Here is a 26396-nt window from a genome sequence, read left to right as displayed (position 1 = left end):
GCGAGGTGGTGGCCGGCATCGCTGCCGGGGGGAAAGCCGACGCACACGGTACCCGGCCGGACGCCCACCGTGCCGCCTCCACCACCCGGACCGGACGCCGGCGCCGGACCGGACGCCGGCGCCGGACCGGGGCGCACCGGCGCGGGGCGCACCGGCGCCAGTGGTGGTCAGGACGGGTCGGGGACCACCATGAAGTCGGTCACGAGCGAGGTGATCCGGCCGTCGGCGGCCCGCCCGATCCAGGTGCCGTAGCAGCCGTCACCCCAGCCCGAGGAAACGCTCACCACGTTGGCGCCGGACGCCTCGTCGAGCACGGCCGTGATCAACCCCGGCACCGGGGCCTCGGGGAGCCGAGCGGGGATGAACACGTCCTCGATCCGGTCGTACTCCCACGACGAGAGCGCCTCCAGGGCGGTCGGGTCGGCCAGCGTGGCCGTGCCGGCGTCCACCCCGAAGCCGAAGTAGCCGTCGTCGTCGAGGGTCGCGGCGTCCTGGTCGCCCACCAGCGCCATCTCCCAGCGCACCGCCGGCTCGTCGTGCACCACCAGTTCCAGGGCGGCCACCCGCCGGTCCGCCTCGGCGCCGTCGCGCAGCACCACCGCCACCCACGCGCGGGCCGGATAACGGCCGGGCGGCACGGCGACGGTGAACGGTTCGGCCTCCGGGCAGACCAGCGGGTCGCACCCGACCACCTGACCGGTGGGCAGCACGACGTCGTCGACCGGATGCGCCTCGATGACGTACGTGCCGTGCTCGTCGGCGTAGTGGGCGCCGGCGGTCAGCAGCCGGTGCAGGTCGGGGGCGTACGGCATGGACTTCCTCCAGGGGCGGCGGTCGGCCGGCGGAGCCTAACCGGCCGCGCCGACACCCCCGGGTCAGGCGTCGCCGACGTGCCGGCCCAGCGCCGCCCGCAGGTGGTTCTTCGGCCGTGCCCCGACGATCGACCCGACCAGTTCGCCCCGGTCGAACACGAGCAGGGTGGGCAGGGACAGCACACCGTACCGGCGCGTGGTGTCCGGATTCTCGTCCGAGTTGATCGTGGTGATCTCCATCCGTCCGGCGAACTCGGCGGCCAGCTCCTCAAGGCTGCGGGAGATGGCCCGGCACGGCGGGCACCAGTCCGCCCAGAAGTCGACCACCACCGGCCGGTCGGCGGCGAGTACGGCGGTGGCGAACGTGGCGTCGGTGACCGTGGTCAGCGAGCCGCTCGACGCAACCTCAGGCATGTTTCCTCCCGTTGGGCGATGGCGTGGGCGAGCTGGTCCTGCAACTCCTGCCGGACCTCCCGCAGCCGGTCGAGGCCGGCGTCGACCTCGGCCAGCTTGCGGCGCAGCACGGCCACCGAGTCGGGGCAGACGTGGCCGGCGGTGTTGCCGGCCCGCAGGCAGGCGACGAACGGACGGATGTCGTCGAGGCCGAAGCCCACCGCGAGCAGCGACCGGATCTCCCGTACGACGACCAGCTCGGCCTCGTCGTAGACCCGGTAGCCGTTGGCGGAGCGGGCCGGCCGGACCAGCCCGTGCGTCTCGTAGTAGCGCAGCGCGCGCGTGCTCGTGCCGGCGCGCTCAGCCAGTTCGCCGATCAGCATCCGACCTCCCTCGCCGTGGCGTCGCGGCCAACGCTAGACCTTGCCGCCGACGTCAAGGCAACGTCCGGATGCCGGGTGGGCGGGCGGTTCCGCCGGTAGATTCCGACCATGGCGATCCTCACCGACGAAGACCTTGCCCTGCTCGCCGAACCACAGCTGGCCCACGTCGCCACCGTCGAGGCCGACGGCTCGCCGCACGTGACCCCGGTCTGGGTGGACACCGACGGCCAGCACATCCTGTTCAACACGGCGAAGGGGCGGGTCAAGTACGAGAACATCCGGCGCAACCCGACGGTCGCGGTCTCCGTGGCCGACAAGGCGAACGACTTCCGCACCCTGTGGGTGAAGGGCACCGCCGAACTGGTCGAGGAGGGGGCCGACGAGCACATCGACCAGATGGCGCAGAAGTACCTCGGGCAGGACACCTACCCGTTCCGGCAGGCCGGGGAGGAGCGGGTGATCGTCCGGATCACCCCGACCCACAAGCTCGGCCGGGCCTGACGCTGCGCGGACCGGGGTCAGGCGGTCTTGCGGGCGGCCTTCTTCGCGGCGGCCTTCTTGGCCCCGGTCTTCTTCTCCGCCTCGGCGGCCTTCTTCGGCGCGGCCTTCTTCGCCGCCGCCTTCTTGGGGGCCGCCTTCTTCTCAGCGGCCTTCTTGGCCGGCGCCTTGGCGGCCTTCTTCTCGGCCGCCTTCTTCGCCGAGCGGGCCGCCGAGATCGGGGTCGGCTCGGCAGCGCCGGCGCGGGCCGGCGCCTCGCCGCGGGCCGCCTTGGCCCGCTCCACGGACGCCTTGAGCGCCGCCATCAGGTCCACCGCCGCCGCCGGGGCCTCCTCGACCTCCTCCGGCTGGACCACCTCGCGGCCCTCCACCTTGGCGTCGATGACCTCCTGCAACGCCGCCCGGTAGTCGTCGGTGAACGCGTCCGGCTCGAACTCCCCGGCCATCGAGTCGATCAGCGAGCTGGCCATCGCCAGCTCCGGCGGCCGCACCTTCAGGTCCTCGTCCAGGAAGCCGAAGTCGGGTTTACGGATCTCGTCGGGCCAGAGCATGGTGTTGAGCAGCAGCACGCCCTCGCGGACCCGCAGGGTGGCGAGCTGTTCCCGCTGCCGCAGCGCCACCTTGACGATGGCCACCCGTTCGGAGTCGGTCAGCGCGTCGCGCAACAGCACGTACGGCTTGGTGGCGGCGCTCTCCGGCTCGAGGAAGTAGGCCTTGTTGTAGAGGATCGGGTCGACCTGCTCGGCCGGGACGAACTCCAGCACGTCGATCGCGTGCGAGGTGGTCAGCGGCAGCTCGGCGAAGTCCTCGTCGGTGAGGATCACCATCTCGCCGCCGCCGATGTCGTAGCCCTTGGCGATGTCGTCGTAGCTAACCTCCTCGCCGCAGACCTGGCAGGTGCGCTTGTAGCGGATCCGGCCGCCGTCGTCCCGGTGCACCTGGTGGAACCGGATGTCCTTCTCCTCGGTGGCCGAGTAGAGCTTCACCGCGATCGAGACCAGCCCGAACGAGACCGCTCCCTTCCAGATGGCTCGCATCCCGTGCTCCTCTCCCCGGTACAGCCAGGATCGCAAATGATCGAAGCGGGCGCGAGCGCTTCCGCCGGCAACTACAGTCAGAAGGTGCCCGGCGCGCCGTTGAAGCCGATGCTCGCGATGACCGGGCAGCTCCCGGCGGGTGCCGGCTGGGCATACGAGTTCAAGTGGGACGGGGTCCGGGCGCTCGCCGACATCTCCGGCGGGCGCCAGCAGCTGTACGCCCGCTCCGGCGTGGAGATCACCGCCGCGTACCCCGAACTGGCCACCCTGCGCGAGCAGGTCGACGACGCGCTGCTCGACGGCGAGGTGGTGCTGCTCGGCGAGACCGGCCAGCCCTCGTTCACCGCGCTGGCCGAGAGGATGCACGTGCGCGACCGGAACAAGGCCGCCCGGCTGGCGGCGGTCATGCCGGTGACGTACATGATCTTCGACCTGCTCCGGCTGAACGGCGAGGACCTGACCGGGTGGTCGTACGCCCGCCGCAGGGAGGCCCTGGACGGCCTGGCGCTCGGCGGCGCCCGGTGGGCGGTGCCGCCGGTCTTTCCCGACGGCCCGGCCACCTACGAGGCGGCCGGCGAGCACGGCCTGGAGGGGGTGATGGCCAAGCGGGTCGAATCGGTCTACCGGCCGGGCGTGCGCTCGGCGGACTGGCTGAAGGTCAAGCTGGAGGTCACCGGCGACTTCGTGGTGGGCGGCTGGCGGCCGGGCGCCCGCAAGATCGGCGGGCTGCTGGTCGGGGTGCCCCGCCCGGACGGCCGGCTCACCTTCCGGGGCCGGGTCGGCGGCGGGATCGGCGCGGCCCTGGAACGGGAACTGCTGCGCGAGTTGGAGCCGCTGCGCACCGGCGGGTCGCCGTTCGCGGGCGACGTGCCGCGGGAGGATGCCCGGGGCGCGATCTGGGTAACACCCCGGGTCGTGGTGGAGGTGAAGTACGGCCAGCGCACTCCGGACGGGCGGCTGCGGTTCCCCCGGGTGCTCCGGCTGCGACCGGACAAGCCCGCCGAGGAGGTCGAGGATGCCGGCTGACCGGCTCCGGGTGGACGTCGAGGGACGCCCGCTCGAGCTGTCCAACATGGACAAGGTGCTCTATCCGGCGGCCGGGTTCACCAAGGGCGAGGTGATCGACTACTACACCCGGATCGCCCCGGTGCTCCTGCCGCACCTGCGCGACCGGGCGCTGACCCGGATCCGCTTCCCGAACGGGGTGGACGACAAGTCCTTCTTCGAGAAGAACAAGCCCGCCTCGACCCCCGACTGGGTGCGGGTCGAGACGCTGCCCGCCCCCGGGTCGACCAAGGGCCGGGAGACCATCGACTACGTGGTCGCCGACGACCTGCCCACCCTGGTCTGGCTGGCCAACCTCGCCGCGCTGGAGCTGCACACGCCGCAGTGGAAGGTCGGCGAACACCCGGACATGATGGTCGTCGACCTGGACCCGGGCGCGCCGGCGGCGCTGAAACAGTGCTGCCAGGTGGCGCTGCTGATGCGCGACCGGCTGGCCGACGACGGCATCGACAGCTACCCGAAGACCTCCGGCAAGAAGGGCATGCAGCTCTGCTGCCCGATCGCCGGCACGCAGGACTCCGACCTCGTTTCCGGTTACGCCAAGCGGATCGCCCAGGAGCTGGAGCGGGCGCACCCGAAGCTGATCGTGTCGAAGATGGCGAAGAACCTGCGGCCCGGGAAGGTCTTCATCGACTGGAGCCAGAACAACGCGGCGAAGACCACGGTGGCGCCGTACTCGCTGCGGGCCCAGTCGGTGCCGTCGGTGTCCACCCCGCTGACCTGGGACGAGGTCGAGGCGGGTGCGGCGGGCAAGCGGCCGGCGAGCAAGCCGTACACCGCCGGTGAGGTGCTCACGCGGGTGGAGAAGTCCGGCGACCTGCTCGCCCCGCTGCTGGACGGCGGCCCGGAGCTGCCCGAATCCGGTTGACACCGTCGCCGGTCCCGGCGCCTACTGGGCCACCGACGGGTGGCCGGTACGGCCGCGGCAGGGACGAGGAAGAGCGACGGTGGATCAGATCGATACGCTCAGCTGGCACGAGTTCGGCGAGGAGCACCTCCCGGCGCTGACCGTGCTGGCCGAGGCGTGCCTCGCCGCCGACGGGGGACTGCCGTTGTTCGCCCGGCCGCCGCTGCTGCGGGCGCGCCTGCTGCAGACCCGTACCCTCGCCGCCTGGCACGGGGACCGCCTGGTCGCGGCGGTCGGCGTGGGCACCGGCGGCGAGCCGGCCACCGCCACGGGGATGGTGCACCCGGACTGGCGGGGGCGCGGCCTCGGCACCCGGCTGCTGAGCTGGGCGGACGAGCAGGCCGGCGACGCCGACCTGGTGGTGACCACCGAGTCGTGGAGCCCCGACGCGGACCGGCTCTTCACCGCCCACGGCCTGAACCGGACCTTCGCCGAGTCGGTGCTGCGGCACGACCTGGCCGCCCTCCCGGCCGTCGCGCCGCCCGACGGGGTGCGGACCGAACCGGTGACCCCGCAGATCGGCCCGGAACTCTTCGCGACCTATCACGCGTCGTTCGCGGACCGTCCCGGCTTCGCCGCGCCGACGGCCGACGAGTGGCTCGGCGACCTGGCCGAGGACGAGGAGTACCGGCCGGACCTGTCGCTGCTGGCCCGCAGCCCGGACGGGCAGCCGGTCGGCTTCGTCAACGTCATCGGCACCTGGGTCGACCAGGTCGGCGTGGTGCCCGGCTGGCGGAAGCGGCGGGTCGGGGCGTACCTGGTGGCCGCCGCACTGCGGTCGCTCGCCGCCGAGGGCGCGCGGGAAGCCTGGCTCTGCGTCAACGACGACAACCCGGCCGGCGCGCTGTACCGCCGGCTGGGCTTCGCCGAGGCCGGCCGCCGCGCCCGCTACCTGCTCCGCCGCCGCTGAGGAAGTTCCGCGGCCGGTGACAACCTTCCGTGGCATCGCCACGTGTTAGGGGCGTGACCGACCAAACAGAACGGCTCTCCACCGCGGACCGGTCGTACGTCGCGTTCGTCGAGGTGGCCTGGCAGCGACATATCCGGCTGGCCATGCTGCTGACCGGCGACCGGTGGCGGGCCGAGGAGCTGCTCCAGGACAGCCTGGTCAAGGTGTACGAGCGGTGGCGGCGGCTGTCCCGGCTCGACGACCCGCACGCCTACCTGCGCCGCGCCCTGGTCAACAACCACACGTCCGGTTGGCGGCGGCGTCGCCGCGAGAGCCTCGTCGGGGAGGTCCCCGACCGGGCCGCCCCGTCCGGCGACATCGGCCCGGACGCCGTCGTCCTGCGCCGGGCGCTGATGTCGCTACCGGCGAAGCAGCGCGCGGTCGTGGTGCTCCGCCATTACGAGGATCTCAGCGAGCGCGAGGTCGCCCAGGCGTTGGGCTGCTCGCTGGGCACGGTCAAGAGCCAGAACGCCCGGGCGCTGGCCAAGCTTCGCCACCTTCTCGATGAACCCACCTACCAGGTAAGCAGGTGATCAGCCATGGACACGCTCGATGAGCGACTCGCCCACCAACTGCACGACATGGTCGACGGCGAACCCGACTCCGTACCCCCGGTGGGGGCGTTGCTCGACCGCGGCCGACGGTCCCGCCGGCGCCGGACCACCACGATGGTCAGCGCGACGTGCGCGCTGCTGGCGCTGGGCGTCGCCTCGGCGGCGACAGTGGCGACGATGCCGGAGTCGGGCCGTCCGGCCGGCACGGCCCAGGAAGCGCCGCGGCCGGCCCCGGCCTCGCCGCAGATGAAGCTGGTCGCGGCGGTCACCGCCAGCGAGAACATCAGCTACCGGATGCGGCTGACCTACACCGACGGCGGGCTGACGTACGAGGGCGCGTTCGACCCGAGGACCGCGACCGGGTACGTCCGTGCACCACAGGACGACTCGGTCATGACCGAGTTGCTGATCAACGGCACCCGGTACGAGGGCGCGGAACGGCCGCTGGGCAAGCTGCTGGCCGACAAGGGCCCGGGTGAGACGTACGGCCGATACGGGCAGTACCCGGGCAAGTACGACCGGCTGTCGCTGTACGACGACTTCAATGGCGTCCTGCGTGCCGCCGCACCCGACCCGGCGGCCCTGCTCAAGGCGATGAAGGGTGCGAACGCGACGATCAGCGAGAACCCGGACGGCACGCTGCACTTCGAGTACGCCACGCAGTACCGGGACGGGTCGACCAGCACGTCCGGCGACATCACCCTCGACGCAGACGGCCGGATCGCCAAGGTGGTGCTCAGCAGCACATGGCAGTCCACGGCCAAGGGCCGGCTGGACACCGGCACGGCCAACGCGACGCTGGAAATCTTCGACTACGGCGTGCAGGTGACGGTGAAGCGCCCGACCGACGTCGTCATGGTCAAGGAGTAGTCGCGTACCGGAGCGACGAGGTGCCCGCGGCCCGACGGTCGCGGGCACCCTCCGGTCACGGTCCGGGGCGGGCCGCACGGCCGACGGTGGTTAGGGTGGACGCACCCGGCAGGGAGGAGCGCCCGATGGCTGCCAGTACGCCCGTCACCGTCGCGGCCGACGCGGTGCGCACGGCCGATGTTCCGCTGCTCAGCTACTGCGACGACGCGACCGGCGAGCGGGTCGACCTGACCGCGACGCAGCTCGGCGACTGGGCTGCGCGCTGCGCGGGCCTGCTGCGGGACGGCTGCGGGCTGCGCCCCGGCGACCGGGTCGCGGTGCTGCTGCCGCCGCACTGGCGTACCGCCGCGGTGCTGCTGGGCGCCTGGGCGGTCGGGCTGGCGGTGTCGTACCGGCCGCGGGCCACCGCCGGGCTGCCGGTGCTCGAACCGGGCGCCGACCGGCCGTACGACGCGGTGTTCGTGACCCCGGAACGCCTCGACGACTGGCTGGAGGACGTGCCGGACGGTACGCACCGCTACCTCGTCGGCACCGGGCCCGGCCGGCTGGCCGAGGTGCCCGTGGGCTGGCTCGACTGGTCCACCGAGGTGCTCCGGCACACCGACGCCCCGCCCGACCACGCCGCCATCCGCGCGACGGATCCGGCCAGCCCGGACGGCACCAGCTACGACGAGTGGGGGCGGGTCGCCCTGGCCCTGGCCGACCAGCTCGACCTGCGCGCCGGCGACCGGCTGCTGGTCGACGCGGGCGAGCACGAGCAGCCGCTGAAGTGGCTGCTCGCCCCGCTGAGCGTCGGCGCGTCGGTGGTCGTCTGTGCCAACCTCGACCCGGCCCGGCGGGACGCGCGGATCGCCGCCGAGCAGGTCACCCGGGTCCTCTGAGGTCTCTCGTCAGCGCCGCCGCGGGGTCAGCCCTCGCGGGTGATAGTTCGTCCGCTGCGCCGCTTGGTGAGATACGGCAGCGCGAACAGGTACAGACCGGTGAAGAGAAGCAGGGCGAGCGGGAGCAGCGGCACGTAGGACACCCAGATGAGCGGGTCCTCCTGTGCCAGGGCGATGAAGGTGACGATCACGGTCACCGTGAAGGCGATGGCCAGCCAGCGGTGGATCTGCCGAACCCACTTGTTCCAGTTCATCGGGACCTCCTGAGAAGACGAGCAATCCCAGCCCCCGGCGACCTGCCGGGCGGGATGTCCATGCCGGTCACGCTAGGTGCGGCTCGGTGCCCGATGCTTCTCGATTCCTGACCGGTCCGGTCACGTGGCTCGTCCGGGTGCCCATGAACAGCGCCCCTCGGCCCCCTGCCGTTACAGCTCTTTTGTCGGCGTCGCCGACGTGCTCTTATACCGGGAAGACGACGTCATTGACCTGATCAATGGCAACCCCGCGTCGATTCCGCACCGCCTCCATCCTCCGAAAGGTGCACCGATGCACAGGAGACCGATCTTCCGACTGGCAGTCCTCACCGCCTCCGCCGCGACGTTCCTGGCGTCCGGTGGCGCCTACGGCGCGGTGGCGGCGGCACCCGTGACCGTCTCCCCGGGCGTCGCGGCGTGTGAGCCGGGTGCCGACGAGCACAGCGTGGCCCGGGTCGCCGAGGGCGCCACCGCCCAGGAGCCGGAGCTGTACTCCAAGAACGAGGCGAACGCCTACGGCGTGATCAAGGATTCGCCGCGCCTGGCCAACGGCAGCGTCACCGTGCCGACGGTCTTCCACATGATCTCCGACCACCCGCTCACCGCGGCCGAGACGACCAGGTGGAACACCCTGATCGCCGACCAGATGGAGGTGCTCAACGACTCGTTCGCGGGCCGCACCGCGGCGAACGCCTCCGACACGCCGTTCCGGTTCGACCTGGTCGACACCACGTGGACGGTGAACAGCGACTGGTACACCGTCGTGCCCGGCAAGAACGAGCGCGACATGAAGAAGGCGCTGTACACCGGCGACTCCCGCACCCTGAACGTGTACGCGGCGAACATCGGCGGCGGGCTCCTCGGCTGGGCGTACTTCCCGAAGGGCTACAACAATGGCCGGGACTTCATCGACGGCGTGGTGATCCTCGACGAGTCGATGCCGGGCGGCACGGCGGGCAAGTACGCCCTCGGTGACACGCTGACGCACGAGGTCGGGCACTGGCTGATGCTGGAGCACACCTTCGCGCACGGCTGCTCCGCCTCCGGCGACTTCGTGGAGGACACTCCGCGCGAGGCGCACCCGCAGTTCAACTGCCCGGTGGGCGCGGACACCTGCACCGCACCCGGGCTGGACCCGATCCACAACTTCATGGACTACACGCAGGATTCCTGCATGAACATGTTCACCGCGGGACAGGCGGACCGGATGAGCGACGCCTGGGTGGCGTTCCGCGCCGGCGGCGCCGGGTAACGCGATCTTTGCCGGGGGTTGACGGGTCGCGCATTGAGCGGCCCGTCAACCCTTTCTGACTCGCTTGATCCACTCCATGTCGCCGATATGGCGGTAACCGGGCGACGGGGATACCGCCACATCGCGACCCGAGCCTTCATCGTCGGGGACGCCAGCCGGGAACGAGGTTCCGGGCGCGGCGCGCGCAGGGCGCGGTGTGGTCGACCGGCAGGGCACACCGCGCGCCGCCGGGCAGCGGCCGGTCGCAGAAGACCCAGTGGCGTACGCCCTGCTGCTCCTCGGCCGAGACGGTGACCCCACCCGGCTCGACCCGGAACCAGCGTGGGCCGTCGGACCAGGCCAGTTGAGCATGGCGTCGATGGTACCGTGTTTGGTACTATTGACGACGTGCCGTCCATAGACAAGCTCGTTGCGGCGATGCGGAAGAACCAGCAGAGCATCGCCTACAACGATCTCTACCGGGTGTGCGAGCACTACTTCGGGAAGCCGCGGCAAGCCGGCACCTCTCATGCGGTGTTCAAGATGCCCTGGGCGGGCGACCCGCGCGTCAACATCCAGAACGACAAAGGCAAGGCGAAGGCGTACCAGGTCCGGCAGGTGCTCAAGGCGATCGACAAGAAGGAGGCCATGTGATGCAGACCGATCCTTACCCCGACGTGTCCCACTACACCTATCGCGTTACCTGGTCGGCCCAGGACAAGGAGTTCCTCGCCACCTGCGCCGAGTTTCCGTCTCTCTCGTGGCTGGCGTCCTCGCAAATCGAGGCTCTGCAAGGGCTCCAGGACCTGCTGCGCGAGGTGATCGCGGACATGGAGGAGCAGGGCGAGCAGGTACCGCAGCCGTTCGCTGAGCGCAGCTACTCGGGCAAGTTCAACCTGCGCATCGGTGAAAGCCTGCACCGCGAGCTCGCCATCCAAGCCGCCGAGGATGGCTTGAGCCTCAACCAGTACATCCTGCGGAAGCTCAAGGCTGCCTGACCAAACGCGGGCCAGTCCACGCCGGCGCGGGCGGGTCGGTTGACGGTCGGAGGCAACGCGAAATCGGGTACCTGAAAGCTTGCTGTACCTCGATATCCTCTGGCCCCTCGATGGCGATGCGCGCCATCGCCTACGGGGGGAGGTGCATCGATCGTGCGCGCACGAAGATTGCTGGCCGCATCACTCGGGATCATGCTTGGTGCGGGCCTGGTCAGCGTCACCGCCATGCCGGCACAGGCTTACGAGCACTGGGATGTGAGCAAGTCCGGCTGGGCCTACACGGACTCTCACCTGCCGAACCAGTCGTTCTTCAACCCCTCTGGAGACGCGCCGATCGGCGCGTGGGCAGATGCGGACGGCAACAAGCATAAGTCCCGGTCCTACTTCACCTTCGACATCTCGCGCTTCCGTGGAGCCGTCATCCACAAGGCGGACCTGGTCATCGCGGAGCGATCGGCGGCTGACTGCGCGTCGGCCCAGCCGGTCGAGCTCTGGCGCACCGATCCGATCACGGCGACCACGAGCTGGGAGTCAACGCCGCGCCACCGTGAGCTGCTCGGCACCGTCCAAGCCGGCGGCGCGGCCACCTGCCCTGGCTATCTGGCGTGGGACATCATGCCCGCGTTGCAGAAGCTGGCGAACCAGGACGAGCGGATCCTCACCGTCGAGATCCGCGTGCCGCACGGCTACGAAGGCAAGCTCTCCCACGGCCGCAAGCTCCGCCCGTTCCCGGCGATCCGCAGTGTGGCCAACCACGCGCCGACGGTGGCCCAGATCGGGCTCGATTATCCGGCGTGGTCCTGCGGCACCAAGGAAAACCCGCAGCCCGTGGGGGCGCGCTACTACAGCCTGATGGTCCGGGGGGCGGACGCCGACCTCCACGATCACAACTTCAACGGGCAGTTCGCCGCCTGGCCGGTCGGCCAGGAGGACCAGCGTTCCGAGCAGTTCGGATCGAGTTACGGGGGCGCCCTCTCCAAGGTCGGCTGGGACATGTCGCAGTACCCGCACGGGACCGTGGTGGCCTGGACCGCCCGTGCCTACGACGGTCACGACTACTCGGCGTGGGCCGAGCCGTGCTACGTGAAGGTGGACGGGGAGCGGCCGGCCGCACCCGTGGTCACCTCGGCGAAGTACCCGAATGACGGCGAGCCGCATGGTGGTGCGGGAGTTCCGGGCACGTTCACGTTCAAGGCGAGCGGATCGCCGGACGTGGTCGGCTACTACTGGGGCCGCTACGGCGAGACGCACCACTACATCGCCGCGCCGGAGCCGGGCGCGGACGTCACCCTCGAATACACGCCCACCTCGTTCGTCGAGTACCTCAGCGTGCGCAGCGTGGACAGCGCCTCGAACTCCTCCGAGGTGACCGAGTACCGCTTCTTCGTGCGATCTACGGCACCGGGAGTGCGGGTGACAGTGGGTGGTGTCGGCCTGCCGAGCCAACTGGCGATCTCGAACAGTGTCGAGGGGGTCACCGAGTTCGGCTACAAGGTCGGTGACGGCGACGAGGTCCGAGTTCCGGCGGACGCCGATGGCACGACCGACGTGCCGGTGGTGTTCACGCAGACTGGTGCGATCAAGGTCCAGGTGCGCAGCTACGTCGGAAACGAGCTCGTCGGCGCGTACACCGAGGACGTGTGGGTTCGCGACACCCCGTTCGTGGAGTCGAACGACTTCGCCTTCCCGGACCACGACGGCGTGGTCGATCGTCCCGGCAGCTTCACCTTCCGACCCGGCCGCACCGGGGTGGTGGCGTACGAGTACGCGTTCCTCTACGACGAGATGCAACGCATTGACGCGGCAGCGGACGGTACTGCGGTGCTGCGCTGGACGCCGACGGAGCCGAACTGGTACGTGCTGAACGTGCGGAGCATCAGCGCCGACGGCACGATCTCCGAGGTCCAGCAGTACGAGTTCAACGTTGTCGACATCAAGCCGACCGTCTACTCCAGCACGTACTACGAGTACGGCGCGTGGGGCGGCGTGGGCATCCCCGGCGAGTTCACCTTCGACACCGCGATGCCGGACGTGGACGCCTTCCTCTACCGGCTCAACGACGGGCCCGAGCAGATCGTCGACCCGGAGTACAGCTGGGCTTACGTGACGCTGACGCCTGACCGCTCCGGCAGCAACACGCTCACGGTGCGCACGCGTTTCCTGGACGGGTCCTTCTCATCGACGCGGACCTACACGTTCGAGGTCAGCGACGCACCGGTGGTGACGTCCAGCGATTACCCCGAAAACAACGCCGCCGGTCAGCCCGGCCAGCCGGGGAGGTTCACCTTCAACCCGGGCCGCCCCGAAGTGGTGGAGTACCGCTACGTGCTGGAGTACAGCGGCGAAGAGCAGGTGGTAGCCGCTGGAACGGACGGTAAGGCCACGATCGAGATCACGCCGACGCATCCCGGGTACACCCTGTTGACGGTCACCAGCCGGGCGGCCGATGGCACGGTCAGCGCGGAGCGGCGGTACTACTTCCGCGTACGTGACCCGCGCGTGAACGTCAGTAGCGCGTACGACGAGTACACCCCCCGCGGCGGGATCGGCGCGGTCGGCAGGTTCGGGGTCTACACCGAGATCAGCGAGGTGACTACCTTCGAGTACCAGCTCAACGGCGGCGCCTGGCAGAGCGTGCCGAAGACACCCAACGCGTCGGTGACCGACATCTCGGTGACCATGGATCGCAACGGCGCGAACGTCTTCTCGGTGCGGGGCCGAACCGCGGCCGGCGAGTACACGCCGCAGACGGACTACCCGTTCCTGGTCGGCACGGCGCCGCTGGTGTCGTCGAGTACCTACCCGGCCGGCCAGTGGGCCGGTGGTGTGGGCGTGCCGGGTGGCTTCACCTTCACCCAGGGCAGTCCGGGCGTGGTGGAGTTCGAGTACACGGTCAACGGCGGGCAGCCGGTGCTGGTGCCGGCGAATGCCGACGGGGTCGCCACCGCGAGCTACACGCCGACCTCGACGAGCTCGCACACCATGAGGGTGCGCGGACGTACGGCCGACGGGGTCTGGACCGACACGACGAACTACTACTTCCTGGTCGACTTCTCCTGACCAGGCGTTGACGCGGTGGGCCGTCCTCGGATGGGGCGGCCCACCGCGTCGAGTGGCGTCAGCCCTCGGCATGGGCACCCTGGCAGTCAGCCTCAGTCCACGCTTGGCAGCTTGGGGCCGAGGACGTCGTCGGCGTCGACGATCGTGTACGCGTACCCCTGCTCGGCCAGGAACCTCTGCCGGTGCGCCGCGTACTCGGTGTCGATGGTGTCCCGGGAGACCACCGTGTAGAAGTGCGCCTGCCGGCCGTCGGCCTTGGGCCGCAGCACCCGCCCCAGCCGCTGCGCCTCCTCCTGCCGCGACCCGAACGTCCCCGACACCTGGATCGCCACCGCCGCCTCGGGCAGGTCGATGGAGAAGTTGCCGACCTTGGAGATGACCAGCGTGCGCAGCTCGCCGGAGCGGAACGCGTCGAAGAGCCGCTCCCGCTCCTTGTTGGTGGTCGAGCCCTGCACGATCGGGGCGTCGAGGTACTCGCCGAGCTGGTGCAGCTGGTCGATGTACGCGCCGATCACCAGCGTCTGCTCGCCCGGGTGCCGGTCGACCAGCGCCTTGACCACGGGCAGCTTGGTGCGGGCGGTCGCCGCCATCCGGTAGCGCTCCTCGGCCTCCGCCGTCGCGTACGCCATCCGCTCCGCGTCGGTCAGCGTCACGCGTACCTCAATGCACTCGGCCGGGGCGATCCAGCCCTGCGACTCGATGTCCTTCCACGGCGCGTCGTACCGCTTCGGGCCGATCAGGCTGAACACGTCGCCCTCCCGGCCGTCCTCGCGGACCAGCGTCGCTGTCAGGCCGAGCCGGCGGCGGGCCTGGAGGTCCGCGGTGAACCGGAAGATCGGCGCGGGCAGCAGGTGCACCTCGTCGTAGATGACCAGGCCCCAGTCGCGGGCGCCGAACAGGTCCAGGTGGGTGAAGGCGCCGCCGCGCCGCGAGGTGAGCACCTGGTACGTGGCGATGGTGACCGGGCGGATCTCCTTGCGCTCACCCGAGTACTCGCCGATCTCCTCCTCGGTCAGCGAGGTGCGGGCGATCAGCTCACGCTTCCACTGCCGTCCGGCCACCGTGTTGGTGACCAGGATCAGCGTGGTCGCCTTCGCCTCGGCCATCGCCGCCGCGCCGACCAGCGTCTTGCCGGCGCCGCAGGGGAGCACCACCACGCCCGAGCCGCCGGCCCAGAACGCCTCGACCGCCTCCCGCTGGTACGACCGCAGCGTCCACGGCTTGCGGCCCTCCTTGCCGGCCTCGGCCAGCTCGATCGGGTGCGCCTCGCCGTCGACGTAGCCGGCCAGGTCCTCCGCCGGCCAGCCGAGCTTGAGCAGCGCCTGCTTGAGCCGGCCCCGCTCGGACGGGTGCACCTGGATGGTGTCGTCGTCGATCTTGTTGCCGAGCATCCCGGCGAGCTTCTTGCTCTTGGCCACCTCGACCAGCACCAGCCGGTCCAGCGCCCGCAGCACCAGGCCGTGCGCCGGGTCGTTGGCGAGCTGGAGCCGGCCGTACCGGTCCATCGTCTCGGCCACGTCGACCAGCAGCGCGTGCGGCACCGGGTAGCGGGAGTACTTGATCAGCGCGTCGACCACGCTCTCGGCGTCGTGGCCGGCGGCTCGGGCGTTCCACAGCCCGAGCGGGGTGAGCCGGTAGGTGTGCACGTGCTCCGGGGAGCGCTCCAGCTCGGCGAAGGGCGCGATGGCCATCCGGCAGGCCTGCGCGTCCGGGTGGTCGATCTCCAGCAGCAGGGTCTTGTCCGACTGCACGATCAGTGGTCCACCGCTCACGCCAGCGTCCTCTCTCCGGCCGATCGTCGGCCGCCATGGGAGACGTGCATACCCGCCCCAGGCCGACCATCCAGTGTTGCACGCACCCGGATGACTGAAGAAAAATGCCCACCGCACGCAACCGTCGCGGCACTCGCGAACGTCTATCAAGGGGACGGCTGTCCAGGGGAGGGCTCATGAAGCGTGTCCGGTTCACCACCCGGTTGGTCGCCCTGGCAGTGGTCACGCTGGTCGGCGTCGGTGCGTGTGCGTTCGATCCGCAGGCTGGCAGGGGCGGGGGCGGGGAGCCCGTGCCGGCCGGTGCGGCGGAACAGGTAACGGGGGCGAGCGGTGCGCCCGGGCCGGACCAGCGTGTCCGGCCCACCACGGCGCCGCCGAAGCCGACCGCGAAACCGACCCCTACGGCGAAACCCACCCGGAGCACCCCGCCGAAGCCCACCGCCACCCGGTCGCCGTCCTTCACCGGCTGCCCGCAGGGCGAGCACCAGCGCGCGGTGGAGACCTACCTCGCCCGGCTGGGCGGTTTCGGCACCCTGACCGTGGACGGCCGGCAGTCCGCCGCCGACTGCGCCGCCATCAAGAAGTTCCAGAAGCGGTACGACATCCGCCCGGCGGAGGGCCGCGCCGGGCCGACGACGTACGACGTGGCGAAGCGGCTGGCGACCACGGACACCGCCCGGTGCAAGGCCGGCTCGGGCACCACCTTCTGCATCGACCTGACCCGGCAGACCACCTGGGTGATGCGCAACGGCAAGGTGATCGTCAAGCCCACGGTGACCCGGACGGGCATGCCCGGCTACCGCACCCCGGCCGGCACCTTCACGATCAACTACCGCAACATCAAGGAGTGGTCCAACCCGTACGAGGTCTGGCTGCCCTACTGGCAGCACTTCACCCAGGGGATGGGCTTCCACGAGACCACCACCTACCTGCACAACAAGTCGATCGGCTCGCACGGCTGCGTCAACCTGCTGCACGCCGACGCGGTCCGGTACTGGGAACTCGGCAAGGTCGGCAGCCGGGTGGTGCTGGTCGGCCGCCGCCCCGGCACCTGAGCCACCCGGCCCCCTGAGGTCGTCGGGGTCGCACAACCCGTCCGATCGGGGATTTATCCCCTGTCACTCCGGCCACCCTGGTGCCACGCTGGGACGGCAGGGCCGGACCTGACGGGGAGGGGCGGAGGATGACCGTCGACCGTGAAGCGATCCCCCAGCACGACGACGCGCCGGCCGACGAGGTCTCCACGGCCACCGTGGTCGCGTACGTGGTCGCCGCGGTGATCCTCGTCGGGTGGTTCCTCTTCGGCTGGCTGGTGCTCCGGCAGGGCTTCGTCGACTCGGTCGGCGAGTCGGCCGGCGCCGGCTTCGCGCTGCTGCTGATCGTCTCCGTGGTCGGGACGGTGCGGCGCAGCCGGCGCTGACCCCGGCTCAGTCCTCCAGCACCGCCGCGGTGATCCGGTGCAGCGCGAAGGTGTGCAGCATCTCCGTCCGCTCGTCCTCGGCGCGCAGGTAGCCGGCCCCGATCGACACCGGCCGGACCAGCCGGGACGCGGTCGCCCCGTGCGCGTCGACGTACCCGACCCAGACCAGCGCCTTGTCCCGGACCGCCTGTTGCAGCACCGCCAAGGCGTCGCTGTGACTCGGCACCGCCACCGGACCGGTCGGCGCGGCGCCCCGCACCACGGCCGGCGCGCGCCGAGCCGCCCGGGCCGCCGCGTCGCCGCGCCGGATCTGCTCCACCACCCCGAGCAGGCGGGGCATGGACAGCTTCGGGGTGGCCAGCGGGTCCAGCGTCCGGGTGGCCACCGACACCCGGGCCGGTGCCCGGCGGGTCTTGGGCCGGGACAGCACGGCCGCCCCGCTGGCGTCCTCCGGCACCGGGGCGTAGCCGGCGTCGCGGAGCGCGATCAGCATCCGGCCCACCTGGTACGGGGTGGCGAGCACGGTCGGCGCGAGCCGGCGCAGCGCCAGCGCCTCCAGCCGCCGGTCGGCGAGCACCTCGGCGAGCAGCGCCTCGTCGTCGCTGCGCACGTACCCGCCGGCCGAGCCGACCCGCAACCCGCCGTGCTTGCGGGCCACGTCGTCGATGAGGTACGTCAGCCCCTGCGGCACCGGGGTGCGGGACCGCCGCCGGAACAGCCCGTGCAGGTCGTCGGCGGAGTAGCCGGCGTCCAGGGCGCGGCGCACGCTCGCCGTGGTGACCCGGTGCACGCTGGCGCCCCCGGCCGACTCGAGCTCCGCCACCACCTCCAGTTCGGCGGCGAGCGCCGGGTCCGGCGGGCCGGGCACCACCACGGAGAGGTCGGCCTGCACCAGGAAATGGTCGACCGGGGCGGGGAGCAGGGCGTCCAGCGCCCGTACGGCGGTGGACGGCTCGCCCTCCTCGGCGTCCAGGCGGAGCCCGAGCGGGTCGTCCGCGCCGCGCTCGTCGCCCGCCGTGACGTCGGACAGCAGCAGCCGCCCGTACGAGGTGAGCGCGCCGAGGCCGGTGACGCCGAGCGTGGCGGCCTCGGCCAGCACCTCGCGGTGCGCGGCCTCCCGGCCCCGGCTGCGCCGCGGCGCCCGCCAGTCCAGCAGCTCCAGCACCTCCTCGGGGGTCGGCGCGGTGGCCGGCTCCAGGTCGGCGAGGACGCCGAGCACCGCCCGCCGGGCGGCCGGTGCGCCGACCCGCTCCGCCTCGGCGGAGAGCACCGTGATCGGGCGGTCCCGGTCGTCGCGCTGGCCGACCAGCCCGGCCTGCCGGGTCATGGTCAGCCAGGCCCGGGCCAGCTGCTCCCAGCGCTGGGCCAGCGAACTCGCCCGCCACACCTCGTAGCCTGCCGTCGGCAGCACCTGCTGGTCGGCGCCGTAGCGGGCGGTGGTGGCGCCGGGCAGCTCGACTTCGCCGATCAGACCGGCCGCGTACGCCATTTCGAGCAGCAGTGCCGCCGTCGACTCGTCCACCCCGCCGGTACGGGCCAGCCGCTTCAGCTCGCGGACGCCCAGCCCGCCGGAGCGGAGCACCGGCACCGGCTCGGCGGCGAGCTGCTCCAGCAGCGCCTCGGCGAGGCGTACCACCTCCATGGCCTGGCCGGCTCCGGCGGAGTCGGCGGCCTTCGGTTCGCGGGGCGCGGCGGCCACCGGCGGCGGGCTGGTGCGCAGCGGGCCGAGCGGGCCGCTGTCCCGCCGCAGCAGCAGGCCGATCTCCCGGGGCAGCTCGACCGTGCCGGGGATGCCGCCCGCCCCGCCGGAGACCCGGACCAGCAGCCGGTGGTCGACCAGCCAGCGCACCGGCGAGCCGGTCGGGGCCCCGCCGTTGGTCGGGTCCGGCGGCAGCGCGTCCTCCGCGCCGACCGGCGGCGCCTGGAGCGCGCCGGGCGGCACGCTGCCCACCGGCGGGCCGGCGGCCAGCCGGTCCAGGATCGCCCGGGCCGAGGGCGGCGCGGCCAGCAGCGTGCGCCGCAGCTTCGCCGGGTCCGCGCAGAGCGCCGCCGTCCGCGGGTCCAGGTCCGCCGCCGGCCGGCCGAGCCCCGCCGGGTACGGCGAGAGCTCGTCGATGCCGCCGACGATCTGGAGGCCGCTCTCCGGGCCGTACAGCAGGAAGAGCGCGCGCAGCCGGTTGACCGCGGCCCGGACGGCGGTCGGTGCGGGCGGGTGCGGCCCGGCGGTCGCCATGGCGAGCACCGCCTCGGTGGAGGTGGTGCCGTCGGCCGGGTCCCTGGTCAGCCGGGCGGCGTCCAGGATCTGCAGGGTGAACTGGTCCAGCCCGTCGAGGGCGCGGGCCACCGAGACCCGCGACTGGGCCCGGATGGCGAGCGCGGAGACGTCGGCCGGCACGGGTACGACGAGGTCCGGCCGCAGCTGGAGCAGGGCGGCGAGCGACTCGTCGGGCAGCGACCGGAGGTGGTCGGCGAGTGAGGTGGTCATCGTCGTTCCACGCTAGCCCGGCGGGGGGCCGTCGCGCCCCTCGGACGTCCGGCTCGGCCGGGTTGACCGGGTAGGTTCTCGGCATGCCCGCACCAACGGTCGGTTTCGACCTCGACATGACCCTGGTCGACTCGCGCCCCGGCATCGCCGCCGCCTATCGCGCGCTGACCGCCCGCACTGGCGTGCCGGTGGACGCCGAGGCGGCGGTGTCCCGGCTCGGCCCGCCGCTGCGCACCGAGATCGCCCGCTGGTTCCCGCCCGAGCAGGTCGACGCGGCCGTCCACACCTACCGCGAGCTCTACCCGGCGTACGCGATCACGCCCACCGTCCCGCTGCCCGGCGCGCTCGCCGCGGTCGAGGCGGTACGCGGACTCGGCGGTCGGGTCCTGGTGGTCACCTCGAAGCTGGGCCGGCTGGCCCGGCTGCACCTCGACCACCTGGGGATCGCGGTGGACGAGGTTGCCGGCGACCTGTTCGCCGAGGAGAAGGCGACCGCTTTGCGGGCGCACGGGGCGACCCACTACGTCGGCGACCACGTGGCCGACATGGTGGCCGCGCGGGCCGCGGAGGTGCCCGGGATCGGCGTCGCCACCGGCCCGTGCTCGCCCGACGAGCTGCGCGCGGCCGGCGCCGAACTGGTGCTCGATGATCTCACCGGATTCCCGGCGGCGCTCGACGGCATGATCCGGCTAGCCTTGGAGCAGTAGACGGTTCAAGCGAAGCAGGGGATCTCAGGTGCCTACGGGTCGAGTGAAGTGGTACGACGCGGCCAAGGGATACGGATTCGTCACCAGTGACGAGGGTGGCGACGTGTTCCTGCCGAAGGGCGCGCTACCGGCGGGCGTCACCGACCTCAAGGGTGGTCAGCGGGTCGACTTCAGCGTGGTGGACAGCCGCCGGGGCGCCCAGGCGATGGGGGTCAAGCTGCTGGAGGCCCCGCCCTCGGTGGCCGAGCTGCGCCGCCGGCCGGCGGAGGAGCTGCACGGCCTGGTCGAAGACATGATCAAGGTGCTGGAGGCGAAGGTCCAGCCGGACCTGCGCCGGGGCCGCTTCCCGGACCGCAAGACCTCGCAGAAGATCGCTCAGCTGGTCCACGCGGTCGCCCGCGAGCTGGAGGTCTGAGGCACCAGCCCGGCGTCGGCGGCCCGGCCCAGCAGCGCCTCGACGGCGGCGAACCCGGCGTCCCCCAGGTCGGCGGTGAACTCGTTGACGTAGAGGCCGATGTGCCGGTCCACCACGTCGGGCTCCATCTCCTGCGCGTGCGCCAGCACGTAGTCGCGGCTGGCCGCCGGGTCGGCCCAGGCGCGGCGTACCGAGTCGCGGATCCACCCGGCGGCAGCCTCCGGGTCGACGGCGCCCCGCCGGGCCAGGATCGCGCCGAGCGGGATCGGGAGGCCGGTGTCGGCCTCCCACCACTCGCCCAGGTCGACCAGGGCGGTCAGGCCGTGCCGCGGGTAGGTGAACCGGGCCTCGTGGATGACCAGGCCCGCGTCGTACCGGCCGGCGGCGACGCCCGGCATGATCTCGTGGAACGGCACCACCTCGACCCGGGCCGGCGGCCGGCCGGCCGACCAGAGCCGGAAGAGCAGGTACGCGGTGGTCCGGTCACCCGGCACCGCCACGGTAGCGCCGGTGAGGTCGGTGCGGTCCGGGCCGCCGGCCCGGTCGCCCCGGGTGAGCACCAGCGGCCCGCAGCCCCGCCCGAGCGCGCCGCCGCACGGCAGCAGGTGGTAGTCGTCGAGCAGCCAGGGCAGCGCCGCGTAGCTCACCTTGACCAGGTCGAACGCCCCGCGTTCGGCGGCGGTGTTGGTGACGTCCACGTCCGCGTAGGTCACCTCGACCGGCGGGGCGCCGGGCACCTGACCGTGCACCAGGGCGTGGAAGACGAACGTGTCATTGGGGCAGGGCGAGATCGCCAGCGAGAGCGCCACGCCCCCACCGTAGCCCCGCCCGCGCCGCCCCGGCCCCACCCGGTCCCCGCCACTGTGACGCGCCCCCTGCTGCGTCGCGCCGTGCGGTAGCGCGGTGTCGGGTGCCGCGGTGTGGGGTGCCGCGGTGTGCGGTCGCGTGGTGCGAAGCCAGCCGTCGAGGTGGCCCGCGTCGCAACGGTGACGTAGAGGGCAGTTGCCGGTGTCATTTCGGCCCCTGTCGAGCTGTCCTCATAGATGGGGCACGGTCTGGCGACCACTCTCCCCCTTGCGTCTGTCGCCCGAGCGGGTTCGGGTTCTCTGGTGGGTTCGGGTCTTCTGGCGGGTTCCGGTCTTGGCGGGTCCTGGTCCTTTGGCCGGTCCGGGTCCTCTGGCGGGTCGCGGTCCTCTGGATGGGGCAGCTCGACAGTGTCCCGACCACGACCCGTCCGGTACCGGCGAGGCGGTTTTCCACAAGGTTTTCCACAGTCGGCGGGTGGCTGTTGAAGTCCGCTTTCCAGACCGGAACCATCGAGGGGTGACGAAACGGTCCGGGGCGATCGACGTGGGCGCCGCGCTGAGCGCGCTGCGGCGACGGGCGGATCTGAGCCAGCGGGAACTGGCCCGGCGCTCCGGCGTGCCCAAGAGCACGGTGGCGCGCATCGAGTCGGATCCGGGGGCGGATCCGCGGCTTCGGACGGTCGAGCGGTTGGTCCGAGCCGCCGGCGGGGAGCTGGTGGTGGGTGCCCGGAATGTCGCCGGTGTCTGGGACCAGCCGGAGGCTCTGGTCGGCGGGGTGCCGCACGACGAGTGCCGGGACGAGGCGGGTCGCCGGTATCCGGCGCACCTGGACGTGCGCGAGGTCCGGACGCTGAAGGACTGGCCGGCCGCGTGGTGGCGGCACTGGTACGTGCCGCCGGAGCGGTGGCCGGTGCGGGTGCCCGAGAGAACGTACGACCTCGACCGGCGGCGTCGCGACGAGCGGCGCCTGCGGGAGCAAGCCCGCGACGTCGTCGGGTTCCGCCGGGTGACCGAGGAGGTGCCGGCCGGCTGCTGGCGGCTCGTCGCCGAACTGCCCGGTGGTGATCTGGTCGGCGAGTTGCGGGCCCACGAACGGAGCGAGGACCTGCGGCTCGGTGACGACCTGGGAGACGAGCGGGTGATGGTGCTGGACGGTGTCGTGGTCGCGCCGCAGCTGCGGTACCTGGGCATCGGCCGCCGGCTCGTCGTGATGCTCGGCGAGGAGATGGGGCGGGCCGGTATCCGGACGGCACGCACGGTGGCTGAGTGGTGCGGCGTCGACTTCCTGCTGGCCTGCGGCTACCAGCTGGAGGCTTCCCGGCCGTCGGCGTTGCGATTCGACCTGCCTCGCGGCCGCTGACCGGCGGCTGCGGCCGAGCTCAGACCAGGGCCGCGGCGGCGGTGGTGAGCGCGGCCAGGGCGTCGCGCATCCGCCAGGCGTCGCGGTCGCGGGGGCCGATCGGGTTCGAGACGGTACGCAGCTCGACGAAGGGCAGGCCGGCGTGGGCGGCGGCGACCGCCACCCCGTACCCCTCCATGGCCTCGGCTACCGCGTCCGGGTGCCGGCGGAGCAGTTCCTCGGTGCTCACGGCGGTGCCGGTCACCGTGCTGACCGTCAGCACCGCGCCCACCGTGGCCGTGGGCAGGGCCGACCGGAGGGTGGCCAGCAGGCCCGGGTCGGCGGCGACCGCGATGCCGCCACCGAGCAGCTCCGGCGGCATGCCGAGCTCGTCGATCGGAATGAACCCGGTCGGTGACTCGGCGCCCAGGTCGGCGGCGACGGCGCGGCTGCCCAGCACGGTGCCACCGACCGCTACCCGGCCGGTGAAGCCCCCGGCCACCCCGGCGCTGACCACGCCCTGGTACGGCCGCCCGGCGGCCTCGGCGAGCGCCAGCAGCCGGGCGGTGGCCGCGCCGGCGACGGCCGGGCCCACGCCCACCGGCACCACGGCCACGTCGGGCTCCGGCAGACCGGCCCGGACCGCCTCCGCCTCGGCCGGCACCGCGGTCACCACCAGCAGACCGGTCACGACACCGGCCCCCGTGGTTCCCGCCGGGTCTCGTCGTCGGTCCCGCCCGGCCCGCCCACCGCCGACGACGGGCGGTAGATGTGGTAGCCGGGCGGGGCCAGCCCGGGGTCGTCCAGGAAGCCGCCCTGGGTGGGGGCCGGCGAGGTGGGAGCGGCGTCCGCCGGGCGGCCGGCCCGGTCCCGGTCGTCGGCGTCGGACTCGTCCTCGGTCAGCTCGTCCGCGGTGAGCGGCCGGCCGTGCAGCCGCTCGGCGCGCAGCCGCCCGGCCACCACGACGCCCCGGGCGGCGGCCAGCGCGCCCACCCCGGCCGCGACCGCGATCCCGACCCGGCCCTCGAACGGCACCAGCCCCAGGCCGCCGCCGGCGACGAAGGCGAGCATCAGCACCGTCTCCGAGTGCGCGAACGAGCTGGCCCGCAGCCGCTCCGGGATGCGCTCCTGGATCGAGGCGTCCACGGCCAGCTTGGCGATGCCGCTGATCAGGGCGGCGACCAGGCAGAGCAGGGCCACCATCGGCAGCGAGAACTTGAGCGCGGCGAGGACCGCCACCCCGGCCACGATGATCATGCCGCTGGACTGGATGGCGGTGGGGCGGTGGATGTGCAGCCGGGTGCCGACCGCGGTGGCCAGGAAGGTGCCCACCGCCAGCGCCCCGCCGATCAGCCCCAGCGCGCCCTCGGCGCCCAGGTCGCGGCCGAACACCACGGTGGTCAGGTCGCCGGCCTTGATGGCGAAGGCGAGGAAGAGCAGCAGGAAGCCGTAGATCGCGCGCAGCCCCGCGGATCCGATCAGGGTGGCGATCACCAGCCGGCCGGCGGGCCGGCCCCGGCCCAGCGGGCGGTCCCCGTTGCGGCCGTACAGCGCCCGTAGCGGGCGGGGCACCCGCTCCGGCGGTTCCGAGTCTGCCTTCGGCGGCAGCCGCAGGGAGATCACCATGCCGACCAGGAAGATCACCGAGGCGACCCGGAGCGGCCACTGCGGCCCGAACCAGAAGGCGGCCAGCCCGATCGGGGCGACCAGCGCCCCGGCGACCGTGCCGTAGACGCTGGCCCGGGCACCCACCTGGGAGAGGCCGAGCCCCTCCGGCAGCAGTCGCGGCACGGCCGCCGAGCGGGCCACCCCGTACGCGCGGGAGAGCGCCAGCACCCCGAAGGCCGCCGGGTAGAGCCCGAAGCCGTGGATGTAGTCGGAGATCAGCCAGGCCAGGAACGCCCGGCCGAGCATGGTGGCGGCCAGCGCGTACCGGCGGCCGTGCCGGAAGTGGTCGAGCAGCGGCCCGACCACCGGGGCGAGCATGGCGAACGGCACCATGGTCACCAGCAGGTAGAGCGCCACCTTGCTGCGCGCCTCGCCGAGCGGGACGTTGAAGAAGATCGTCCCGGCCAGGCCGATGGCGATCAGCGTGTCCCCGGCGCAGGAGATCGCGTGCAGGTCGAAGAGCCGGACCATGCCGACCTCGCCGCCGGCGCCCCGGGCCCGGGCCCGGCCGGCCCGCCGGGTCATCCAGCGTCCACCGCTGAACGAGCCGCGCAGCAGCAGGCGGACGGCCTTGATGCCGGTGCCGACGGTCCGCCCGAGGAGGGACCGCTCGGAGCGGGAGAACAGCGGCATGTGCACCATCCTCGCCCATCGGCCCGGCACACGCCGCACCACTGCCGAGAACGTCCTCGGGGAGTGCCTGACAGCCGGCCGTGCCCATGGGGAACAATGGTGGGGTGACCAGGCCCGCCTCCGCCCGTGCCGCCCGTCTCGACCAGGTCTGCGCCGCCGCCGTCGAGCTGGCGCGCGACGCCATCACCGAGGTGGAGCCGGCCGACGTCGGCGACCACCTCCAGGCCGTGGCCGAGGGCGACCGGCTCGTCACGCACTACTTCGAGTGCCGGCTCGACGGCTACCGGGGGTGGCGCTGGGCGGTCACCGTCACCCGGGTGCCCCGCAGCCGGCACGTGACGGTCTGCGAGACGGTGCTGCTGCCCGGCCCGGACGCGCTGCTCGCCCCCGGCTGGCTGCCCTGGCAGGAGCGGCTCAAGCCGGGCGACCTCGGCCCCGGTGACCTGCTCCCCACGCCGCCCGAAGACGAGCGGCTCCAGCCCGGCTACCTCCTCTCTGACGACCCGGCGGTCGAGGAGACCGCGTGGGAGCTCGGCCTCGGCCGTGCCCGGGTGCTGTCCCGGGAGGGGCGCACCGAGGCCGCCCAGCGCTGGTACGAGGGCGACCACGGCCCGTCCGCGCCCATCTCCACCGCCGCGCCGGCCGCGGCCCGCTGCGGGACCTGCGGTTTCTACCTGCCGCTCGCCGGCGCCCTGCGGCGGTGCTTCGGCGTCTGCGGCAACTTCTACGCCCCGGACGACGGCCGGGTGGTCAGCGCCGACCACGGCTGCGGCGCGCACTCGGAGACCCTGATCGAGGCCGCCGAGACCCCGGTCGACGAGATGCCCACGGTCTACGACGACAGCGCGGTGGAGACGGTGTCGGTCAGCCGGGCGCCCGGCTCGGTCGAGGCGGCGGAGCCGGCGGAGCCGTACGGGCACCCCTGACGGGTCCGGCGACGGCCGCCGCTCAGCGGGCGGCGGCCCGGCGGCGGCGCCGGTGCGCGTCGTGCCGCATCATCACCGCGAGACCGGGGATACCCCACAGAAAACCGGCCAGGCAGATCCAGAGCCAGTTCTGACGCCCGTGCTCGGTGAGCCAGTCGCGGAAGAAGATCAGCAGCACCAGCCCGACGACCGCCCAGACGGCCATCCCGGCGAGGGCGAACGGCACCATCGGCGGGTCGAGCGGCTCCGGCCGCGGCGGCTGCTGCTTCGGCACCCGGCCAGCGTACGCGACCGGCTTTCCCTGCCCGCCGGTGATCTGCGACGATGCGCGCG

28 protein-coding genes are annotated in these 26396 nt (G+C 72.6%); 17 read left to right on the top strand and 11 right to left on the bottom strand.

All coding sequences use genetic code 11. The features are described from left to right. Positions 1-167: 167 nt before the first annotated feature. The 3 genes from ACVCAH_RS13945 to ACVCAH_RS13935 form a co-directional block, all read right to left on the bottom strand. Positions 168-812: a DUF4241 domain-containing protein gene (locus tag ACVCAH_RS13945; protein WP_447136531.1), complete on the bottom strand. Its 645-nt coding sequence runs from the start codon at positions 810-812 to the stop codon at positions 168-170. 63 nt (positions 813-875) lie between these two features. Next, entirely contained in the window at positions 876-1226 is a 351-nt protein-coding gene (gene trxA, locus ACVCAH_RS13940) for a thioredoxin (protein WP_447136530.1), read from the bottom strand. After that, a complete protein-coding gene (locus ACVCAH_RS13935; protein ID WP_447136529.1) occupies positions 1196-1588 on the bottom strand; it encodes a MerR family transcriptional regulator in 393 nt (130 codons plus the stop codon). Before ACVCAH_RS13935 ends, trxA begins: the two co-directional genes overlap by 31 nt. A gap of 108 nt (positions 1589-1696) precedes the next feature. Here ACVCAH_RS13935 and ACVCAH_RS13930 point away from each other — a divergent pair, with 108 nt between their 5' ends. Next, positions 1697-2089, top strand: a complete 393-nt coding sequence (locus ACVCAH_RS13930) for a PPOX class F420-dependent oxidoreductase (RefSeq protein WP_447136528.1) — start codon at positions 1697-1699, stop codon at positions 2087-2089. A 17-nt stretch (positions 2090-2106) separates the two neighbouring features. Here the strand turns inward: ACVCAH_RS13930 and ku are convergent, their stop codons facing one another. After that, complete coding sequence (ku, locus tag ACVCAH_RS13925; RefSeq protein ID WP_447136527.1) at positions 2107-3123, bottom strand: non-homologous end joining protein Ku; 1017 nt, start codon at positions 3121-3123, stop codon at positions 2107-2109. 84 nt (positions 3124-3207) lie between these two features. On the opposite strand from ku, the gene ligD (ACVCAH_RS13920) reads away from it, so the two are divergent. The 6 genes from ligD (ACVCAH_RS13920) to ACVCAH_RS13895 all read left to right on the top strand — a co-directional run bounded on the left by ligD (ACVCAH_RS13920) (position 3208) and on the right by ACVCAH_RS13895 (position 8349). Further along, positions 3208-4149: a non-homologous end-joining DNA ligase gene (gene ligD, locus ACVCAH_RS13920; RefSeq protein WP_447136590.1), complete on the top strand. Its 942-nt coding sequence runs from the start codon at positions 3208-3210 to the stop codon at positions 4147-4149. Further along, the gene (gene ligD, locus ACVCAH_RS13915; protein WP_447136526.1) at positions 4139-5056 is read left to right on the top strand and encodes a non-homologous end-joining DNA ligase; all 918 of its coding nucleotides are present in this window, start codon (positions 4139-4141) and stop codon (positions 5054-5056) included. Before ligD (ACVCAH_RS13920) ends, ligD (ACVCAH_RS13915) begins: the two co-directional genes overlap by 11 nt. 79 nt (positions 5057-5135) lie before the next feature. Further along, a complete protein-coding gene (locus tag ACVCAH_RS13910) occupies positions 5136-6005 on the top strand; it encodes a GNAT family N-acetyltransferase (protein ID WP_447136525.1) in 870 nt (289 codons plus the stop codon). A 53-nt stretch (positions 6006-6058) separates the two neighbouring features. Beyond that, positions 6059-6577, top strand: coding sequence for a SigE family RNA polymerase sigma factor (locus ACVCAH_RS13905; RefSeq protein WP_447136524.1), 519 nt, complete (start codon positions 6059-6061; stop codon positions 6575-6577). Positions 6578-6583: 6 nt separating this feature from the next. Continuing rightward, entirely contained in the window at positions 6584-7468 is an 885-nt protein-coding gene (locus ACVCAH_RS13900) for a hypothetical protein (protein ID WP_447136523.1), read from the top strand. Between the two features lie 125 nt (positions 7469-7593). After that, positions 7594-8349 (top strand): TIGR03089 family protein, encoded by a 756-nt coding sequence (locus ACVCAH_RS13895; protein WP_447136522.1) that lies wholly within the window; start codon positions 7594-7596, stop codon positions 8347-8349. A gap of 26 nt (positions 8350-8375) precedes the next feature. Here ACVCAH_RS13895 and ACVCAH_RS13890 read toward each other — a convergent pair whose 3' ends face one another. Then, on the bottom strand, positions 8376-8603 hold the full coding sequence (locus ACVCAH_RS13890; protein ID WP_447136521.1) for a hypothetical protein: 228 nt from the start codon (positions 8601-8603) through the stop codon (positions 8376-8378). A 292-nt stretch (positions 8604-8895) separates the two neighbouring features. Here ACVCAH_RS13890 and ACVCAH_RS13885 point away from each other — a divergent pair, with 292 nt between their 5' ends. The 4 genes from ACVCAH_RS13885 to ACVCAH_RS13870 all read left to right on the top strand — a co-directional run bounded on the left by ACVCAH_RS13885 (position 8896) and on the right by ACVCAH_RS13870 (position 13892). Next, positions 8896-9855 (top strand): zinc metalloprotease, encoded by a 960-nt coding sequence (locus tag ACVCAH_RS13885; RefSeq protein ID WP_447136520.1) that lies wholly within the window; start codon positions 8896-8898, stop codon positions 9853-9855. A 366-nt stretch (positions 9856-10221) separates the two neighbouring features. Next, entirely contained in the window at positions 10222-10488 is a 267-nt protein-coding gene (locus tag ACVCAH_RS13880; protein WP_447136519.1) for a toxin HicA, read from the top strand. Then, positions 10488-10832 (top strand): type II toxin-antitoxin system HicB family antitoxin, encoded by a 345-nt coding sequence (locus ACVCAH_RS13875; RefSeq protein ID WP_447136589.1) that lies wholly within the window; start codon positions 10488-10490, stop codon positions 10830-10832. The genes ACVCAH_RS13880 and ACVCAH_RS13875 overlap by 1 nt, the downstream gene beginning before the upstream one ends. Positions 10833-10985: 153 nt before the next feature. Then, positions 10986-13892 carry a hypothetical protein gene (locus ACVCAH_RS13870; protein WP_447136518.1) on the top strand — a complete coding sequence of 969 codons (2907 nt, stop codon included), beginning with the start codon at positions 10986-10988 and terminating at the stop codon, positions 13890-13892. Between the two features lie 92 nt (positions 13893-13984). On the opposite strand, the gene ACVCAH_RS13865 is transcribed toward ACVCAH_RS13870, so the two are convergent. Further along, entirely contained in the window at positions 13985-15664 is a 1680-nt protein-coding gene (locus ACVCAH_RS13865; RefSeq protein WP_447136517.1) for a DNA repair helicase XPB, read from the bottom strand. 176 nt (positions 15665-15840) lie between these two features. Between ACVCAH_RS13865 and ACVCAH_RS13860 the strand changes: the two genes are divergently transcribed. Together ACVCAH_RS13860 and ACVCAH_RS13855 are read left to right on the top strand one after the other, a co-directional pair. Continuing rightward, positions 15841-16719, top strand: coding sequence for a L,D-transpeptidase family protein (locus ACVCAH_RS13860; RefSeq protein ID WP_447136516.1), 879 nt, complete (start codon positions 15841-15843; stop codon positions 16717-16719). 128 nt (positions 16720-16847) lie between these two features. After that, on the top strand, positions 16848-17084 hold the full coding sequence (locus tag ACVCAH_RS13855; protein ID WP_447136515.1) for a hypothetical protein: 237 nt from the start codon (positions 16848-16850) through the stop codon (positions 17082-17084). Positions 17085-17091: 7 nt separating this feature from the next. Here ACVCAH_RS13855 and ACVCAH_RS13850 read toward each other — a convergent pair whose 3' ends face one another. After that, positions 17092-19569, bottom strand: a complete 2478-nt coding sequence (locus ACVCAH_RS13850) for a helicase-associated domain-containing protein (protein ID WP_447136514.1) — start codon at positions 19567-19569, stop codon at positions 17092-17094. 83 nt (positions 19570-19652) lie between these two features. Here ACVCAH_RS13850 and ACVCAH_RS13845 point away from each other — a divergent pair, with 83 nt between their 5' ends. Continuing rightward, positions 19653-20276 (top strand): HAD family hydrolase, encoded by a 624-nt coding sequence (locus ACVCAH_RS13845; protein ID WP_447136513.1) that lies wholly within the window; start codon positions 19653-19655, stop codon positions 20274-20276. 28 nt (positions 20277-20304) lie between these two features. Then, positions 20305-20691, top strand: a complete 387-nt coding sequence (locus ACVCAH_RS13840) for a cold-shock protein (protein ID WP_446218034.1) — start codon at positions 20305-20307, stop codon at positions 20689-20691. Here ACVCAH_RS13840 and ACVCAH_RS13835 read toward each other — a convergent pair. Beyond that, positions 20652-21500 (bottom strand): 1,4-dihydroxy-6-naphthoate synthase, encoded by an 849-nt coding sequence (locus ACVCAH_RS13835; RefSeq protein WP_447136512.1) that lies wholly within the window; start codon positions 21498-21500, stop codon positions 20652-20654. The genes ACVCAH_RS13840 and ACVCAH_RS13835 overlap by 40 nt on opposite strands. 514 nt (positions 21501-22014) lie before the next feature. Here ACVCAH_RS13835 and ACVCAH_RS13830 point away from each other — a divergent pair. Next, the gene (locus tag ACVCAH_RS13830) at positions 22015-22857 is read left to right on the top strand and encodes a helix-turn-helix domain-containing protein (protein WP_447136511.1); all 843 of its coding nucleotides are present in this window, start codon (positions 22015-22017) and stop codon (positions 22855-22857) included. A gap of 19 nt (positions 22858-22876) precedes the next feature. On the opposite strand, the gene ACVCAH_RS13825 is transcribed toward ACVCAH_RS13830, so the two are convergent. Both ACVCAH_RS13825 and ACVCAH_RS13820 read right to left on the bottom strand, forming a co-directional pair. Beyond that, entirely contained in the window at positions 22877-23527 is a 651-nt protein-coding gene (locus ACVCAH_RS13825) for a futalosine hydrolase (RefSeq protein ID WP_447136510.1), read from the bottom strand. Next, positions 23524-25137, bottom strand: coding sequence for an MFS transporter (locus ACVCAH_RS13820; RefSeq protein WP_447136509.1), 1614 nt, complete (start codon positions 25135-25137; stop codon positions 23524-23526). The genes ACVCAH_RS13825 and ACVCAH_RS13820 overlap by 4 nt, the downstream gene beginning before the upstream one ends. A gap of 86 nt (positions 25138-25223) precedes the next feature. On the opposite strand from ACVCAH_RS13820, the gene ACVCAH_RS13815 reads away from it, so the two are divergent. Next, positions 25224-26063, top strand: a complete 840-nt coding sequence (locus ACVCAH_RS13815; RefSeq protein ID WP_447136508.1) for a DUF3027 domain-containing protein — start codon at positions 25224-25226, stop codon at positions 26061-26063. 22 nt (positions 26064-26085) lie between these two features. On the opposite strand, the gene ACVCAH_RS13810 is transcribed toward ACVCAH_RS13815, so the two are convergent. Further along, positions 26086-26337, bottom strand: coding sequence for a DUF2530 domain-containing protein (locus ACVCAH_RS13810; protein WP_447136507.1), 252 nt, complete (start codon positions 26335-26337; stop codon positions 26086-26088). Between the last annotated feature and the right edge of the window lie 59 nt (positions 26338-26396).

It is taken from the genome of Micromonospora sp. LZ34, assembly GCF_052981855.1.
Note: the sequence above shows the minus strand (reverse complement) of the source record. Positions and strands in the feature narration are given on the sequence as shown.

Excerpts from the sequence above, each read along its gene's own strand:
- ACVCAH_RS13945 (WP_447136531.1), bottom strand. The coding sequence starts at position 812 with ATGCCGTACGCCCCCGACCTGCACCGGCTGCTGACCGCCGGCGCCCAC.
- trxA (WP_447136530.1), bottom strand. The coding sequence starts at position 1,226 with ATGCCTGAGGTTGCGTCGAGCGGCTCGCTGACCACGGTCACCGACGCC.
- ACVCAH_RS13935 (WP_447136529.1), bottom strand. The coding sequence starts at position 1,588 with ATGCTGATCGGCGAACTGGCTGAGCGCGCCGGCACGAGCACGCGCGCG.
- ACVCAH_RS13930 (WP_447136528.1), top strand. The coding sequence starts at position 1,697 with ATGGCGATCCTCACCGACGAAGACCTTGCCCTGCTCGCCGAACCACAG.
- ku (WP_447136527.1), bottom strand. The coding sequence starts at position 3,123 with ATGCGAGCCATCTGGAAGGGAGCGGTCTCGTTCGGGCTGGTCTCGATC.
- ligD (WP_447136526.1), top strand. The coding sequence starts at position 4,139 with ATGCCGGCTGACCGGCTCCGGGTGGACGTCGAGGGACGCCCGCTCGAG.
- ACVCAH_RS13900 (WP_447136523.1), top strand. The coding sequence starts at position 6,584 with ATGGACACGCTCGATGAGCGACTCGCCCACCAACTGCACGACATGGTC.
- ACVCAH_RS13895 (WP_447136522.1), top strand. The coding sequence starts at position 7,594 with ATGGCTGCCAGTACGCCCGTCACCGTCGCGGCCGACGCGGTGCGCACG.
- ACVCAH_RS13890 (WP_447136521.1), bottom strand. The coding sequence starts at position 8,603 with ATGAACTGGAACAAGTGGGTTCGGCAGATCCACCGCTGGCTGGCCATC.
- ACVCAH_RS13885 (WP_447136520.1), top strand. The coding sequence starts at position 8,896 with ATGCACAGGAGACCGATCTTCCGACTGGCAGTCCTCACCGCCTCCGCC.
- ACVCAH_RS13875 (WP_447136589.1), top strand. The coding sequence starts at position 10,488 with ATGCAGACCGATCCTTACCCCGACGTGTCCCACTACACCTATCGCGTT.
- ACVCAH_RS13860 (WP_447136516.1), top strand. The coding sequence starts at position 15,841 with ATGAAGCGTGTCCGGTTCACCACCCGGTTGGTCGCCCTGGCAGTGGTC.
- ACVCAH_RS13855 (WP_447136515.1), top strand. The coding sequence starts at position 16,848 with ATGACCGTCGACCGTGAAGCGATCCCCCAGCACGACGACGCGCCGGCC.
- ACVCAH_RS13850 (WP_447136514.1), bottom strand. The coding sequence starts at position 19,569 with ATGACCACCTCACTCGCCGACCACCTCCGGTCGCTGCCCGACGAGTCG.
- ACVCAH_RS13845 (WP_447136513.1), top strand. The coding sequence starts at position 19,653 with ATGCCCGCACCAACGGTCGGTTTCGACCTCGACATGACCCTGGTCGAC.
- ACVCAH_RS13820 (WP_447136509.1), bottom strand. The coding sequence starts at position 25,137 with ATGCCGCTGTTCTCCCGCTCCGAGCGGTCCCTCCTCGGGCGGACCGTC.
- ACVCAH_RS13815 (WP_447136508.1), top strand. The coding sequence starts at position 25,224 with ATGGGGAACAATGGTGGGGTGACCAGGCCCGCCTCCGCCCGTGCCGCC.